Raw genomic sequence first — 14,638 nt, 5'->3', positions numbered from 1 at the left:
AAGCAGCGTGCCAGCGATTGGGGATGTGGCGCTAAGGCATTGATCAGAATCATGTTTTTCCTCAAAGAATGAAAACATGTCGACTTTGCAAATGTGTTGATCTTACCCACTGTAAAAATTTCCGACACGAAATTATGCACATGGGATTGTCGGACGGCGGCTACTCGACCACCGTTACCCGGGCGCCCGGGTCGGCGGCCAGCACGAAGCGAACGATGGATTCGACGGTGACCGTGTCGATCTGCCCGGCCATGCGGCGCTCGAAAGGATGGTCGTCGAAGGCGACGTTGGCGCGCAGCAGGCGCGCTCCCAGCCGGGTGGCGGCCGGGATCTCGACCGTGATGGGTGAAAAACCGGCCGAGCGTAGCCATTGCTGGGCCTGCGGGCGGCTGGCCACCCGCTGTGGCGCGGACGCGGCGGCCCAGGTCTCCAGCACCCACTGGTTCGAGTTCTGGTAGCGGGTCGAGTAGGCGTAGGACAGCATGTTATAACGCGGCGCGTGTAGGGCCGGGGGCAAGGCGGGCTGCCGGGCGAACAGGCGCGCCAGCCCGGCCTGGGCCGACGGACCCGGTATCAGCAACTGGCCCTCGAAGCGGAACAGGTCGGTCAGGAAGAAGTTTCCCATGCCTTCGTTGTAGAGCATGGAGCGGTCCGACCCGCAGTGGTTCAGGGCGTGCACCACGGTCCAGCGTCCGGCCGGGTGGTCGCGTACCGCGATACCCATGTGGGAGTAGCGCAGCCCATGCTTGCGCAAGTCCTGGCCTGCGCGCGCGACCAGCGCCACGCTGGCGCCGCTGCGTTCGAGCGCGTCGACCGTGCGCTGCGCCAGCTCGATCGAGCGCAGGGCTTCCTGCGCGGACAAGGGCGCCTCCTCGCAGCCCTGGCCGGCGCGGGCGCCAGCGGACAGGAAGAGCAGGGCTGCCAGCAGCCACGCCGTCAATGGGCGGCGGCGCATGTCAATAGGCCCGTTCGTGGTGCAGCAGTGCCTTGCCGGCCCCGTTCGGAATAAAGGCGATCGCCTTGCCGGACAGGACCAGCAATTGGCCGGCCGATGAGGATAGGACGTCGATGACGGTGCCGGCGCCGAGCGAGAGGCCGCCGGCGGCCTTGCCAGACAGGCGCACCGTGGCGACGCTGGCATCGGCCGCGTTGCGCAGCACCAGGTCGACGCCGTCGCCGGCCGCGCGCACGCTCTCGACCACGACGCTGCCCCCGGCCGCCACCAGGCGGACCGAACCGCCGACCACCGAAGCGGAGACTTCGCCGATGGCGCGCGAGGGCTGGGAGGAATCCGGTGCGGCCTGGGCAGCGGCGCAGGCGAGGCCGAGCAGGGTGGTGAAGACGAGGTGTTTCATGCGTGCCCCCTATGGGTCTGGTCAAGGATCGACGCATGATGGGCGCCGCCCGTGCCGGCGGCAAGCCGTTTGCGGGGCGGTGGCGCGGCGCGCTACGCCGGGTAGCGGCCCGCGATACCGGGGGAGGCGCTGCCAGCTTCTAGTTGCCGCGGAAGACCACGGTCTTGTTCCCGTCCACGAAGACGCGGCGTTCGATGTGGAACTTGACGGCGGCGGCCAGCGCCATGCATTCGTTGTCGCGGCCCACCCGCGCCAGGTGGGCGGGCGTGAAGGTGTGGTCGACCCGGGTCAGGACCTGCTCGATGATCGGGCCTTCGTCCAGGTCCGGCGTGGCGTAGTGGGCGGTGGCGCCGATCAGCTTGACGCCGCGGTCGAAGGCCTGGTGATAGGGCTTGGCGCCCTTGAAGCCGGGCAGGAAGGAGTGGTGGATGTTGATGCAGCGGCCCGCCAGGCGGCGCGCCAGTTCATCCGACAGGATCTGCATGTAGCGCGCCAGGACCACCAGCTCGGCCCCGGTCTCCTCGACGATCTCCAGCAGGCGCGCCTCCTGCTGGGCCTTGTTCTCCTTGCTCACCGGCAGGAAGACGTAGCGGATCCCTTCGCGCTCGACCATCGGGCGCAGGTCGAGGTGGTTGGACACCACGGCGGTGATCGACATGTTGAGTTCGCCGTTGCGGCGGCGGTAGAGCAGGTCGTCGATGCAGTGGTCGTACTTCGACACCAGGATCACGGTCTTGACCGGTTCGCGCGGGTCGTGGATCTTCCATTGCATCTGCAGGCGGGTCGCGACGGCGCTGGCGAACTCCTCGCGGATCGTCTCGATCGGTGGCGAGCCGTGCTGCAGGCGGAACACCAGGCGCATGAAGAAGCGCTCGGTCGAATCGTCGTCGAACTGCTCGAGCGCGCAGATATAGCAGTCGCGTTCGGCAAGGAAGCTGGCCACGGCGGCCACGATGCCCGTGCCGGCTGTGCAGCTGGCGGTCAGTATGTATTCGATGCGGGCTTGCGCGGCGTGGTCCTGGTTCATGGTGCGTGTCCTGTGTTGGCGTACGAAGAAAGTCTTGGGCGCCGCCAGGCGGATAGGCGGGCGGCCCGAATGGGTTCATCCGTGACGCGGTTCGACGGGATGGGTCAGCCGCTGCGGGATTGCCGCCGGCGCGGGTAGGCGCGGGAAGACGTGGTGTCAGAGTGACAGCATCGCCGATGAGCCCCGCGGCGTCAAGCGTGCGGCTGCCGGGGGCGGCCGGCATGCTACCATCGGCGATTTTTCGCCCGCTGGATCTTGATTGATGAGTTCCGTACCGATGCGTTGTACCATCCGGCCAATGCGCGAGGCCGACCTGGCAGCCGTGCTGGGCGTGCAGGCCGAATGCTATCCCGAGGCCATGCAGGAGCCGGGCGCCGTCGTGCTGGCGCGCCTGCGCGCCGCGCCGGCAACCTGCGTGGTGGCCTGCGAAGCCGGCGGCGCACCATGCGCTTACCTGTTCGCCTATCCGTCGGTGCTGGGCGCGGTCACCGACCTGGGCGCGGCCTTCGCGCCGGCCCCGCGGCCCGACACCCTTTACGTGCACGATCTTGCCGTGGCGCCCCGGGCACTGGGCCAAGGCCTGGCGCGCGCCCTGGCCGGCCACCTCCTGGCGCTGGGACGGGCCCAGGGCCTGGCCTGGTCGGCGCTGGTGTCGGTGCAGGACAGCGCGCGCTTCTGGGAAGGACTCGGCTACCGGGCCGCCACGCCTGCCGACTGCGCGCCGGGGCGGGGACTGGCTTCCTATCCGGCGGACGCGTTCTATATGCAGCGTCCGCTCGCCTAGGGAAGCGCGGGCTTACTGGACGCGGCGCACCTTGGCCGAACTGTTGCTGCCTTCGATTTTCAGGAACAAGGTACCGAATACGTTGCGCTCGATCCGCACCTTCGGGTTGCGCATGCGCGGGAGGACAGCCTCGCTGCCGTCGGTGATGCGCCACACCTGGCCGTTGGCGAGGCGGATCTGCGAACCCGGCCCCCAGCCGTCGAACTCGCCGGCGATGCTGCTCTCGATCGCATTCGGCTGCGCTGCCTTTTTCTTGACCGCTTCGATGCCGAAGTCCTGCTCCGCGCTGCGGACCGGCGCAGCCGGCGCCGGCAACTGGGCGGGGCGCGCGGCGCCGACCTGGATCGCGTCGTAGCAGGCCAGGCGGGACGCGGTGTCGGGCTGGGCGCGGCACTTCAGGATCGCATCGTCGGCAGGGTCGGCAAAGGCGGCGCCGGAGGCGCACAGCAAGAGGGCAAGGGACAGGACTTTCATCGGGGCTTCCAGGTAGGTGAACATGCTGCCATCCGCGTGGCTGCCGGAATTATAGAGGCAATGCAAGCTCGGGTAGCTCCTGTCGAAAAATTTTACACCGGTCAGTTGCAGCGCAAGCGTAAGATGTAAAGACATGCTTTAAATCAGTGACATGCACGCCGTCCGCCGTTGGGGCGCGTTCCTTGCTTCCACCCGTTACCAGATCTTGTCGGAGTATTTGATGTTGCGTATCTCGTCGTATTTGTTGCCCTGTTTACTCGTCGCCGCCGCGCTGTCCCAGCCCGCCGGCGCGGAAGTCATCTATACCTGGCGCCAGGCGCAGGCCGCGCCAAGCATGCCCCCGGGACTGAATGTCGAACTGGTGTTTTCCGACGCCGCGGTCGCCAAGGGCGGCCTCTACCTGGAGTTCGAGAACCTGTGCATGGGCACGGATCCCTGCCTCGATCCCCAGGACAGCCTGCTGTCGCTGCGCTACTGGTACGACGGCATATGGCCGGACGGCAGCCAGGCGCAATGGAACCTGATCCACTACGAGTACCGCGGCTATCCGCGCTACTGGAGCGACTACATTTTCATGGACATCGTGTTCCGGCCGGACGGGCGGCTGGACGGGACGATCCGCGCCAACGACAGCAACTCGGATTTCCTGATACAGAGCAGCGGCGGCGTGTTCACGATGCTGGAGGCCCACAGCGACGAGTACTTCGGTTGCGGCGAAGTCTATCCTGAATGCCACGGCTCGCGCGGCCTGCTGCTGGACACGCGTATCGAGACGCCGGTGACGGAGCCGCCCCTGCTGGCGCTCGGCGCGATCGGCATGCTCGGAGCCTGGTTCGCGCGCCGCCGGCTGCGCGCCGGAGCGGGTTCCGGGCGCTGACGACGCCATAAAAAAGGCGGAACCGGGGTTCCGCCAAAGAGGGGTGGAGATTGCATGCGCGCCCGGCGCGAGACCGGACGCGGGGATGCTCGGGTCAGAAGCGGTAGGTCAGCGACGCTTCCACGGCGCGGCCGAACAGCGGACGCGCGTTGATCGGACCGCTGGCGTTGCCGCTGGTCAGGCGCGAGTTGCCTTCGGTCAGGCCCAGTTCATTGGTGAGGTTGGTCGCGCTGACGCGGAACTCGAGCTTGTCCGACAGTTCGGCCAGCACGCCCAGGTCCACGGTCTCATACGAAGGCAGGAACTGGGTGTTGGCCTGGTCTGCCCAGCGGCTTCCGACGCGCGAGAAGGTGCCGTACACGCGCAGCGCCTGGTCGCCCAGCGGGATGCGGTAGCTCGGCGAGAAGCGGAACTGGAACTTCGGCTGGCGCTGCACCGTGTTGCCTTCGATCGAAGGGTTGTCGCGGTACTCGGAATCCTGCCAGTTGCCGGTCAGCTGGAGCTGCAGGCCGGCAAGCGGACGCACCGCCAGTTCGAATTCCGCACCCTTGCCCTTGGAACCGCTCACCGAGTACAGCACGCCGCTGGTGGTGATCTGCTGGAAAGAAATGCCGGTGAAGTCGGTGAAGAAGGCGTTCACGTAGGCGCTGTACAGCGGGGTCGCGGTCTTGAAGCCCACTTCCACCTGCTTGACCTTCGGGGTCGGCACGCGCGAGCGGTCGTCCAGCACCGCCTGGCTGCCGGCGTTGCGCATGTCGTCGAAGTAGATGAAGGTGTGGCCCTGGTTGGCGCGCACGAACACGCTGCTGTCCTTGCCCAGCTTGTACAGGCCGCCGACGGTGAAGGAGTTCACCGAGTCGTCGCGCGAGAGGCCGGTGAAGCTGCCGCTAGGCGCCGAGGTGCCGTTGTTGTACAGGGTGAGCGGGTTGCCGTCCGGGTCGACCGAGGTCAGATTCGAGATGGTCGCGTTCAGGCGCTGCTTTTCGCGGCGCATCCCGGCGTCGAGCTTCAGGCTGTCGGTGACGCGCCATTCGTCGGCGATGAAGAAGGCGGTGTTGTCGCCGTCGTAGGACGCGACCGGCGCGTAGAAGATATTGCCTTCCTTGCCCTTGTTCGACACCACGGCGCCATTGTCCAGGCGCACGTCGATCAGGCGGGCGTTCGGGGTGGCCGTCATCAGGTGACTGTTACCCAGGAACCAGGTGTCCTTCGACGAGTAGTTGGCGACATAGCCGCCGGCGGTCAGGGTGTGGTTGGCGCCGATGTCGCGGCTGACGCGGAATTCGTCGGTGAAGGAGCGCAGCTTCTTCTCGACCGCCCACAGGCCGGCCTGCACCACCTGCTGGTTCGGATCCACGGCGCCGCCGCCGCTGGCATAGGTCATGGCGCCGCCGGTGGCCAGGCGGCCGGCCGCGGCCACGGCCGCGGCGTTGCCGTTGGCCGAAGCGATGGCGCCCGTCAGGTAGTCGCCGGCGCGCAGCGGGTTGTTACCGGTGAACATGGCGATGGTGTTCAGGTCGGCGTTGAAATAGTTCAGCTTGTTCGACACCTGCCAGCCATTCAGGTTCTGCTGGAATTCGGCGCCGAACACGTTCGACTTCAGGCCGCGGCCGTCGCCCAGGTCGTAGTTCAGGGTGCGCCCCGGGGCGGCTTCCACGGTGAACAGGCGCATTTCGTTGCTCATCAGGGTGCCGGTGAGCGGATCGAAGCCCGGGAACTCGCTGATGCTGCGGCCTTCGTTGGCCGACATCAGCGGCACGCCGGTGTAGAAGGCGTTCTTGTCGTTGGTCGAACGCATGTACAGGTTCAGCTCGCCCTGGTCGAGCTTGCGGGTCAGGGCTGCCGACAGCTGGCCGCCGTCGTCGGCCGGGAAGCCCGACTTGCGCACGCCGTCGGTGACGCGGTAGAAGCCGCCGATCATGCCGTACCAGCCTTCGGCGATCTTGCCGCTGTAGACGCCGTCGACGCGGCGCAGGTTGCCGGTGCCGCCGGTGACGCGGATCGAGCCTTCCGGCGTGTCGGTGCCTTTCTTCATGATGAAGTTCATGGTGGCGCCCGGCTGGCCGGCCGAGTAGATGGTGCTCGGGCCGCCGCGCAGGACCTCGACGCGCTCGATGGTGTCGTCCAGGCGGAACGAGGACGAACCCTCGAAGAAGGACAGGACCGGCACCGGGTAGATCGGGTTGCCGTTCATCTGCACCGAGACGAAGGGCGAATCGCTGCCCGAGGGGAAGCCGCGCACCTGGATGTTGGCGCCCGACTGGCCGCCGGTGGATTCGGCGTAGGCGCCCGGCACGATCTTCATGATGTCGGCGGTGCTGATCGGGGCCGCGGCCTTGAGCTGTTCCTCGCTGGCGGTGGTGATGCTGAAGGCGGCGTCGATCTTGCGGGTGCCGGCCGCCGAGGCGGTGCCGGTGACGACCACCTGCTGGATCTCTTTCTGTACTGCGGAAGGCGTTGCGGGAGCGTCGGCCGTCCCGGTCTCCTGGGCCATGGCCTGGCAGTGCGCGCCGAGCGCGAGGACGGCGAGGGCGATGGCGGACAGTTGCGGGAACTTAGTCGTGGTTGTCATATTGTTAGCTCTCTGTTGTATGAAAATCGTTGCCGGCGGGGCGTCTCCTCCCTGCCTGTCCCTTCCTGATCAATGATCTGTCGGGAAAGTCGTGCCATTGAATCATCGAATGTTATCGATGTCAACGACATTGTTATCGATGTCATTTCATGTCGACAAAACAAAAAGTTCTGTCATAATGCATGCCGTATTGAAGCACTCGACAAAACATGGCACCGGCAAAGCAAAACAAGGTAAAGGGCGACGCGCTCCCCACGATGGAAGACCTGGCGAAAATCGCCGGCGTCTCGACCATCACGGTGTCGCGCGCCCTGCGCGACAGCCCGCTGGTGACCGAGAAGACCCGCGAGAAGATCCGCCAGCTGGCGGCCGAGCAGGGCTACCGCTTCAACATCAGCGCGCGCAACCTGCGCATGCGGCGTTCGTATTCGGTGGCGGTGGTGGTCGAGATGACGCCGGTCAAAGGGCGCCCGATGTCCGATCCCTATCCGCTCGAATTGCTGGGCGGTATCACCCAGGAACTGACCACGGCCGGCTACAGCGTGGTGCTGACCTCCAAGCAGCTGCTCGACACCGCCCCGGTGCAGGGCGCCGACGGCCTGATCCTGCTGGGCCAGGGCTCGCACGGCGAGGCGGTGCGCACCCTGCAGCAGACCAATTTGCCGCTGGTGGTGTGGGGCGCCCCCGAGCGCGGCGGCGACTACGTGGTGGTCGGCAGCGACAACCGCAAGGGCGGCGCCAGCGCGGCCGAACGCTTCATCGACCAGGGAAGGCGCAAGCTGATCTTCCTGGGCGACGTCGACCACGCCGAGGTGCAGGAGCGTTGCGCCGGCTTCATCGATACCCTCGCCAGCCGCGCCACCGTCCACATCCTGCGGCCCAAGGCCTTTACCTTCGAAGCGGGCTTCGATTCGGTCCAGACCCTGCTCAGGAAGAGGCCGGGCATCGTCTTCGACGGCCTGTTTGCCGCCAGCGACCTGCTGGCCATGGGCGCGATCCGCGCGCTGACCGAGGCCAGCATGCGCGTGCCGGATGATATCTCCGTCATCGGCTACGACGATACCCCGGGCGCGGCCAGCTTCGTGCCCCCGCTGACCAGCGTGCACCAGTACCTGCGCGACGGCGGGGTGCTGCTGGCGAAGAAAATGCTGGCCATGATCGAAGGCCAGCCGAGCGAATCCGAGATGCTGCCCACCACCCTGATCGTCAGGCAGACATAGTTCGCAGGCCTAGACCTCTTTTACCAAGAACCGAGCACCACCGAGCAAGCAAATGCCGCGACGAGGCGGCCTAGACGAGGAAACCGAAGTGGAAAATGTTATCGATGTCATCGCATCTGCCCATCCTGTGCCCGCCGAACCCTGGCAGATCCGCGAGACCGCGCCCCTGGGGCCGCGCGCCTTCCTGCACGAGACCCTGTTCGCGCTTGGGAACGGCTACATCGGCCTGCGCGGCACCCATGAAGAGGGCGGGGCGGCCGGGCTGGAAGGCAGCTACCTGAACGGTTTCCACGAGACCGAATCCATTCACTACCCGGAAAACGCCTACGGCCTGGCGCGCACCAACGAGTTCATGCTGAACGTGCCGAACGCCAAATGCATCGCCCTGACGGTCGAGGGCGAGCGCTTCGGGTTCGACGCCGGCAAGCTGCTGGCCTACGAGCGCCGCCTCGATTTCCGCAAGGGCGTGCTGGAGCGCACGGTGGAATGGGAAAGCCCGCGCGGCCACCGGGTGCGCATCGACAGCCGGCGCCTGGTGTGCTTCGGCCGCAAGCACGTGGCGGCGATCGAATACCGGGTCACGGCCCTGAACTTCGCCGGCCGCGTGGAGGTCGCCTCGCGCATCGACAGCGAAGTGAGCAACCTGCAGGCCGGCGACGATCCGCGCGTCGGTTCCGCCGTGACCGGCCCGGCGCTGTCGGTCGTCGGCCGCGAGCAGGATGCCGACGGCGAACTGCTGCTGCAGCGCACCCGCAACAGCGGCTTCCTGCTGGCGACCGGCGTCCGGCATGCGGCCAGCGGCGCCACCGGCGCCGGCCCGGGCGAGGGCGCTCACGTCGTCAAGGCCCGGTTGCGCGAAGGGGAATCGCTCACCCTGCACAAGTTCATCGCCTACGCCAGCTCGCGCGACGCCGCCGACGCCGACGTGGCGCGCCTAGCCAGGGACGAACTGGCGCGCGCCGCCCAGGACGGCTTCGCCCACCTGGTGGCCGAGCAGGGTGTCTACCTGGAACGCTTCTGGCGCGAGGCCGACGTGGCCATCGCCGGCGACGACGCGCTCCAGCAGGGTGTGCGCTTCAACCAGTACCACCTGCTGCAGTCGGTAGGCCGCGACGGCCGCACCAATATCGCGGCCAAGGGCGTGACCGGAGAAGGCTACGAAGGGCATTATTTCTGGGACACCGAGATTTACGTCTTCCCCTTCTTCCTGTTTTCGCGCCCGGAAATTGCGCGTGCGCTGCTGCAGTACCGCTACAACGGCCTGCCCAAGGCGCGCGAACGGGCGCGCCAGATGTCGCACGCGTCCGGGGCCCTGTACCCGTGGCGCACCATCGCGGGCGAGGAATGCTCGGCCTATTACCCGGCAGGCACCGCCCAGTACCATATCAATGCCGACGTCGCCTATTCGATCCGCCTCTACCTGCTGGCCACCGGCGACTTCGATTTCATCGCCGACTACGGCGCCGAGATCGTGCTCGAGACGGCGCGCATCTGGACCGGGATCGGCGGCTACGACCGCGAAGGGCGCTTCTGCATCAACGAAGTCACCGGCCCGGACGAATACACGGCCCTGGTCAACAACAACTACTACACCAACGCGATGGCGCGCATGCATATGAGCTTCGCCGCCGACATGGGGGAGCGCCTGCGCGCCGAGCGGCCGCAAGACTATGCGCGCGTGGCTGCGGCGATTGGACTGGAGGAGGGCGAGATCGCCGGCTGGCGCGCGGCCAGCGGCGCGATGCGCCTGCCCTACGACGCGGCCCTCGGCATCCACGAGCAGGACGACAGCTTCCTGTCGAAGAAGCCCTGGGACTTCGCCAATACGCCCAAGGACAAGTATCCGCTGCTGCTGCACTACCACCCGCTGGTGATCTACCGCCACCAGGTGTGCAAGCAGGCCGACGTGGTGCTGGCCCTCCTGCTGCTGTCCGACGAATTCACGCTCGACGACAAGCGCCGCGACTTCGACTTTTATGAAGGCGTGACCACCCACGATTCCTCGCTGTCCTCGTGCATCTTCAGCATGATCGCCAGCGAAGTCGGATATGCCGACAAGGCCTACCACTACTTCATGGAGACCGCGCGCCTGGACCTGGACAATACCCACGCCAACACGGAGTACGGCGTGCACACCGCGGCCATGGCCGGCACCTGGCTGGGCGTGGCCTACGGTTTCGGGGGCATGCGCCTGACGGGCAGCGGCCTGCGCTTCGCCCCGACCCTGCCGGCCAAATGGACCAGCTACCGCTTCCAGGTGCACGTGCAGGGCGCGCTGCTGGCGGTGACGGTCGACGCCAAGGGTGTCCACTACCGCCTGGCCGACGGCGAGTCGCTCGCTTTCACCCACCACGGAACCCCGGTCGCGCTGACGGGTTCCAATCCCGATATCCGCATGGAGGCAGCATGAGCCGCGCAGTGACACACGCAAATACGCGCTACAAGGCAGTGATTTTCGACCTGGACGGCGTCATCACGGACACCGCGCATTATCATTACCTGGCATGGAAGCGGACCGCCGATGCGGTCGGCGCGCCCTTCGACGAGGAATTCAACGAGCAGCTCAAGGGCGTGGACCGGATGGGATCGCTCGCACTGATCCTGGCGCGCGCGCCGCGCAGCTTTTCAAGCGAGGAGAAGCTGGCCCTGGCCGACGCCAAGAACCGCCACTACCAGGAGCTGATCGCCACCATGACCCCAGGCGACCTGCTGCCGGGCGCGCTGGAAGCACTGGTGGCGGTGCGCGCCGCCGGCCTCAAGACCGGGCTGGCCTCGGTCAGCAAGAACGCCTTCACGGTGCTGGACCGCCTGGGCATCCGCGACCGCTTCGATACCGTGGTCGATGCGGCCAGGATCGCCAACAGCAAGCCGCACCCGGAGATCTTCCTGACCGCGGCCGCACAGCTGGGCCTCGATCCCGGCGACTGCCTGGGGGTCGAGGATGCGGTGGCGGGAGTCGCCTCGATCAAGGATGCCGGGATGGTGGCGGTAGGGGTCGGCAAGCCGGAGGTATTGACCCGGGCCGACCGGGTGATCCCGTCGATGCTGGAATTCCGGCTCGAAGACTACTGAACGACCGGCACGCGATCATAACCATATAGGAGACAGCGTGAACCAACGCCGCATACTGCTCGCACTCTTCCTGATCTACTTCGTGTTCGCCATCCTGCTCAACAGCGTGGGCACGGTGATCCTTCAGGTGATCAACAACTACGGGATCGACAAGTCCTCGGCCAGCGTGCTGGAAGGCTTCAAGGACCTGCCGATCGCGATCGTGTCCTTCCTGGCCGCGTCCAGCCTGCCGCGCTTCGGCTACAAGAAGGCGATGCTGCTGGCCCTGGCCATCGTGGCCGTCGCCTGCCTGGCCATGCCGCTGCTGCCCGCTTTCGGCACCGCCAAGCTGCTGTTCCTGTGCGTGGGCGTCGCCTTCGCCCTGGTCAAGGTCTCGGTGTATACCACCGTGGGCCTGGTGGCCCAGGACCGCAAGCAGCATGCGGGCATCATGAACACGCTCGAGGGCTTCTTCATGGTCGGCGTGCTGTCGGCCTACTGGATCTTCGGCTGGTTCATCGATTCCGAGAACCCGGCGTCGACGGGCTGGCTGAACGTGTACTGGGTGCTGTCCGGCCTGTGCGCGCTGACCTTCGTGCTGGTGCTGTTGACCCGCTTCGACGAGAGCGAGGCGGTCCCGCCCGCCAGCCGCGGCCCGGTCCAGGACTTCATGGAGATGCTGCGCCTGTTCCTGCGCCCGCTGGTCTGCGTATTCGTCCTGACCGCCTTCCTCTATGTGCTGATCGAGCAGAGCGTCGGCACCTGGCTGCCGACCTTCAATAACGAGATCCTCAAGCTGCCGGCGGCGATGAGCGTGCAGGTGACCAGCATCTTCGCTTTTTGCCTGGCGGTCGGGCGCCTGTCGGCCGGCTTCATCATGCGCCGCCTGAACTGGTTCCCGGTGATGGTCGCCTGCGTGCTGGCGATGGGCGCCGTCGTGCTGCTGGCGCTGCCGCTCAGCCATGGCGTGGCGCACGACCCCAAGGTGAGCTGGGCCAGCGCGCCGCTGGCGGCCTTCGTGTTCCCGCTTATCGGCCTGTTCATGGCGCCGATCTACCCGGGGATCAACTCGGTGATGCTCAGCTCCCTGCCCAAGCACCAGCATGCGCCGATGACCGGGCTCCTGGTGATCTTCTCGGCGCTGGGCGGCACCACGGGTTCGATGGTGACCGGCTATGTGTTCGGCCGCTACGACGGCCAGTTCGCCTTCTATCTGACGCTGGTGCCGATCGCGCTGGTGCTGGTGGGCCTGTTCTTCTTCCGGCGCCAGGTCGAGCGCAGCGCCGCCGGCGTGACGGGGGCGCAGGCCGCCTGACGGCGCTCAGGCGGCCGCGGCATCCTGCGCGCGCGCGGCGGGGATGGGCGCGGCTCCCTGGGTACGGATGTAGGCCGCGGTATCGGCGGCGCGCAAGGCGCGCGAGTAGTAATAACCCTGGATCTGGTCGCACTCGGCCTTGCGCAAGGCCGCCACCTGGTCCGCGGTTTCCACCCCTTCGGCCACCACCACCAGGTGCAGGCGGTGGGCCATCGCCACGATGGCCTGCACGATGGCCAGGGACTCGGCGCTTTGCGTCATGTCGGTGATGAAGGACTTGTCGATCTTGAGCTTGTCGATCGGCAGGCGCTTGAGATAGGAGAAGCTCGAGTAGCCGGTGCCGAAGTCGTCGATGCTGAGCGTGACACCCAGTTCGCGCAGGCGCCGCATGATGGAGGCGCTCGCCACCGGATCGGTCATCGACACCGATTCCGTCAGCTCCAGCTCCAGGGTGCGCGGCTCCACCGTGGACGTGTGCAGCAGCTCGTCCACCAGGGTCACCACGTCGGTCTGCAGGAACTGGCGCGCGGACAGGTTGACGGCCACCGGGATCGGCGGCAGGCCTTCCTCGCGCCAGGCAGCCAGCTGCGACACGGCGGTGCGCAGCGCCCATTCGCCGATCGCCACGATCAGGCCGGTTTCCTCGGCGATGGGAATGAATTCGTCGGGGCGGATCAGGCCATATTCCGGATGCTGCCAGCAGACCAGGGCCTCGAAGCCGGCGATGCCGCCGCTGCGCAGGCAGATCTTGGGCTGGTAGGTCAGGAAGAGCTCATTGTGCTCGGCGGCGCGGCGCAGGTGGCTTTCCAGGGTCAGGCGGCGGCCCTGTTCGCGCCGCAGCTCGTTCGAGAACTGATGGATGGCCCCGCCGCCCAGCGACTTGGCGTAGCGCATCGCCAGCGCCGCGCTGGTGAGCAGGGCGTCGGCGTCGTCGCCGTTGTCGGGGTAGCGCGCGTAGCCGATGCTGCAGGTGAGGGCGATCTCGTTCCCGCCCGAGATGATCTGGCGGTTCACCGCGCTCAGCAGGCGTTCCAGCAAGGCGCGCGCCTCGGTGTCGCCCCCCGGGTCGCCACCGGCATCGCCTACATGGCCGACATCGCCGAGCAGCAGGATGAACTCGTCGCTGCCGGCGCGCGCCAGCATGTCGCCGTCGCGCAGGTTGTCCTGCAGGCTGCGGGTGATGGCCACCAGGGCCTCGTCGCCGGCGCGGTGGCCAAGCAGTTCGTTGAGGCGCTTGAAGCGGTCCAGGTTGATGCAGGCGACGATGGCGTGCTCGCCGCGCTCGCGCCAGCCGGCGATGCCGTTCCGGATCGCCCGCACCAGGGCCGGGCGGTTGGCCAGGCCGGTGAGCATGTCGTGGTTCAGCAGATAGGCGACCTGGCCCGCCGCCGGCAAATCCGTCCCGGCCGGACCGGCCTCCAGCTCCTGCTGCAGGGCCTGGGCCGCCTGCGCCAGCTGGCGGTGGTAGATCTGCTGTTCCACCAGGCGCGCCAGCTCGCGCAAATCCTCCAGCTCCTCGCTGCTGAGGGTGCGCGGCTTGTGGTCCATGACGCACAGGGTGCCCAGCTTCATGCGGTCGACCGAATGCAGCTGCACCCCGGCATAGAAACGGATGCCGGGGCCGCCCACCACCAGTGGGTTATCCGAGAAGCGCGGATCGTTGACGGCGTCGGGCACCACCAGCGGCTCGTCGCTCAGGATCGCATGGCCGCAGAACGAGACGTCGCGCGGGGTTTGCTGCAGGTCCGTGCCCGTGCGCGATTTGAACCACTGGGTGTCCTTGCCGACCAGTGAGATGACGGCCATCGGCACCATCAGCAGGCGCGCGGTCAGGCGGGTGATGCGGTCGAAGGCTTCCTCGGGGCCGGTGCCGAGCAGGCTGGTCGCGTAGAGCGACGCAATACGGTGGGCTTCTTCTGGTGGAATACGCGGTTTTTCCATAAAGCATTTTCCGAGCCGCCCG

The 14,638-nt window shown here is 66.9% G+C and carries 12 protein-coding genes; 6 read left to right on the top strand and 6 right to left on the bottom strand.

The features are described from left to right. Positions 1-160: 160 nt before the first annotated feature. The 3 genes from V7778_RS05715 to purU form a co-directional block, all read right to left on the bottom strand. Complete coding sequence (locus V7778_RS05715; RefSeq protein ID WP_335552655.1) at positions 161-955, bottom strand: DUF2145 domain-containing protein; 795 nt, start codon at positions 953-955, stop codon at positions 161-163. Position 956: 1 nt separating this feature from the next. Further along, positions 957-1,355, bottom strand: coding sequence for a hypothetical protein (locus V7778_RS05710; RefSeq protein WP_335552653.1), 399 nt, complete (start codon positions 1,353-1,355; stop codon positions 957-959). Positions 1,356-1,494: 139 nt separating this feature from the next. Continuing rightward, positions 1,495-2,382, bottom strand: coding sequence for a formyltetrahydrofolate deformylase (purU, locus tag V7778_RS05705; protein WP_335552651.1), 888 nt, complete (start codon positions 2,380-2,382; stop codon positions 1,495-1,497). Between the two features lie 262 nt (positions 2,383-2,644). Here purU and V7778_RS05700 point away from each other — a divergent pair, with 262 nt between their 5' ends. Further along, positions 2,645-3,166, top strand: coding sequence for a GNAT family N-acetyltransferase (locus tag V7778_RS05700; protein WP_335552650.1), 522 nt, complete (start codon positions 2,645-2,647; stop codon positions 3,164-3,166). A 12-nt stretch (positions 3,167-3,178) separates the two neighbouring features. On the opposite strand, the gene V7778_RS05695 is transcribed toward V7778_RS05700, so the two are convergent. Next, on the bottom strand, positions 3,179-3,664 hold the full coding sequence (locus V7778_RS05695; RefSeq protein WP_335552648.1) for a hypothetical protein: 486 nt from the start codon (positions 3,662-3,664) through the stop codon (positions 3,179-3,181). 196 nt (positions 3,665-3,860) lie between these two features. On the opposite strand from V7778_RS05695, the gene V7778_RS05690 reads away from it, so the two are divergent. After that, positions 3,861-4,517, top strand: a complete 657-nt coding sequence (locus tag V7778_RS05690; RefSeq protein ID WP_335552646.1) for a PEP-CTERM sorting domain-containing protein — start codon at positions 3,861-3,863, stop codon at positions 4,515-4,517. Positions 4,518-4,611: 94 nt separating this feature from the next. On the opposite strand, the gene V7778_RS05685 is transcribed toward V7778_RS05690, so the two are convergent. Then, the gene (locus tag V7778_RS05685; RefSeq protein WP_335552644.1) at positions 4,612-7,089 is read right to left on the bottom strand and encodes a TonB-dependent siderophore receptor; all 2,478 of its coding nucleotides are present in this window, start codon (positions 7,087-7,089) and stop codon (positions 4,612-4,614) included. A 209-nt stretch (positions 7,090-7,298) separates the two neighbouring features. On the opposite strand from V7778_RS05685, the gene V7778_RS05680 reads away from it, so the two are divergent. From V7778_RS05680 to V7778_RS05665, 4 genes are all read left to right on the top strand, one after another. Beyond that, on the top strand, positions 7,299-8,309 hold the full coding sequence (locus V7778_RS05680) for a LacI family DNA-binding transcriptional regulator (RefSeq protein ID WP_335552642.1): 1,011 nt from the start codon (positions 7,299-7,301) through the stop codon (positions 8,307-8,309). A gap of 88 nt (positions 8,310-8,397) precedes the next feature. Next, the gene (locus tag V7778_RS05675; RefSeq protein WP_335552640.1) at positions 8,398-10,719 is read left to right on the top strand and encodes a glycoside hydrolase family 65 protein; all 2,322 of its coding nucleotides are present in this window, start codon (positions 8,398-8,400) and stop codon (positions 10,717-10,719) included. Positions 10,720-10,727: 8 nt separating this feature from the next. Then, positions 10,728-11,381, top strand: coding sequence for a beta-phosphoglucomutase (pgmB, locus tag V7778_RS05670; RefSeq protein WP_335552638.1), 654 nt, complete (start codon positions 10,728-10,730; stop codon positions 11,379-11,381). A 37-nt stretch (positions 11,382-11,418) separates the two neighbouring features. Continuing rightward, the gene (locus V7778_RS05665) at positions 11,419-12,675 is read left to right on the top strand and encodes an MFS transporter (RefSeq protein WP_335552636.1); all 1,257 of its coding nucleotides are present in this window, start codon (positions 11,419-11,421) and stop codon (positions 12,673-12,675) included. A gap of 6 nt (positions 12,676-12,681) precedes the next feature. On the opposite strand, the gene V7778_RS05660 is transcribed toward V7778_RS05665, so the two are convergent. Continuing rightward, positions 12,682-14,616: a putative bifunctional diguanylate cyclase/phosphodiesterase gene (locus tag V7778_RS05660; protein ID WP_335552634.1), complete on the bottom strand. Its 1,935-nt coding sequence runs from the start codon at positions 14,614-14,616 to the stop codon at positions 12,682-12,684. Positions 14,617-14,638: the final 22 nt, after the last annotated feature.

The organism is Massilia sp. DD77 (genome assembly GCF_036961685.1).
Lineage (GTDB): Bacteria > Pseudomonadota > Gammaproteobacteria > Burkholderiales > Burkholderiaceae_D > Telluria.
The sequence above is the reverse complement of the archived record's forward strand: the minus strand, read 5'-3'. Positions and strand labels throughout refer to the sequence as shown.

What these genes read in the sequence shown, in the direction of transcription:
- purU (WP_335552651.1), bottom strand. Translation starts at nt 2,382, where the DNA reads ATGAACCAGGACCACGCCGCGCAAGCCCGCATCGAATACATACTGACC.
- V7778_RS05680 (WP_335552642.1), top strand. Translation starts at nt 7,299, where the DNA reads ATGGCACCGGCAAAGCAAAACAAGGTAAAGGGCGACGCGCTCCCCACG.
- V7778_RS05660 (WP_335552634.1), bottom strand. Translation starts at nt 14,616, where the DNA reads ATGGAAAAACCGCGTATTCCACCAGAAGAAGCCCACCGTATTGCGTCG.
- V7778_RS05690 (WP_335552646.1), top strand. Translation starts at nt 3,861, where the DNA reads ATGTTGCGTATCTCGTCGTATTTGTTGCCCTGTTTACTCGTCGCCGCC.
- V7778_RS05695 (WP_335552648.1), bottom strand. Translation starts at nt 3,664, where the DNA reads ATGTTCACCTACCTGGAAGCCCCGATGAAAGTCCTGTCCCTTGCCCTC.
- V7778_RS05715 (WP_335552655.1), bottom strand. Translation starts at nt 955, where the DNA reads ATGCGCCGCCGCCCATTGACGGCGTGGCTGCTGGCAGCCCTGCTCTTC.
- V7778_RS05710 (WP_335552653.1), bottom strand. Translation starts at nt 1,355, where the DNA reads ATGAAACACCTCGTCTTCACCACCCTGCTCGGCCTCGCCTGCGCCGCT.
- V7778_RS05685 (WP_335552644.1), bottom strand. Translation starts at nt 7,089, where the DNA reads ATGACAACCACGACTAAGTTCCCGCAACTGTCCGCCATCGCCCTCGCC.
- V7778_RS05700 (WP_335552650.1), top strand. Translation starts at nt 2,645, where the DNA reads ATGAGTTCCGTACCGATGCGTTGTACCATCCGGCCAATGCGCGAGGCC.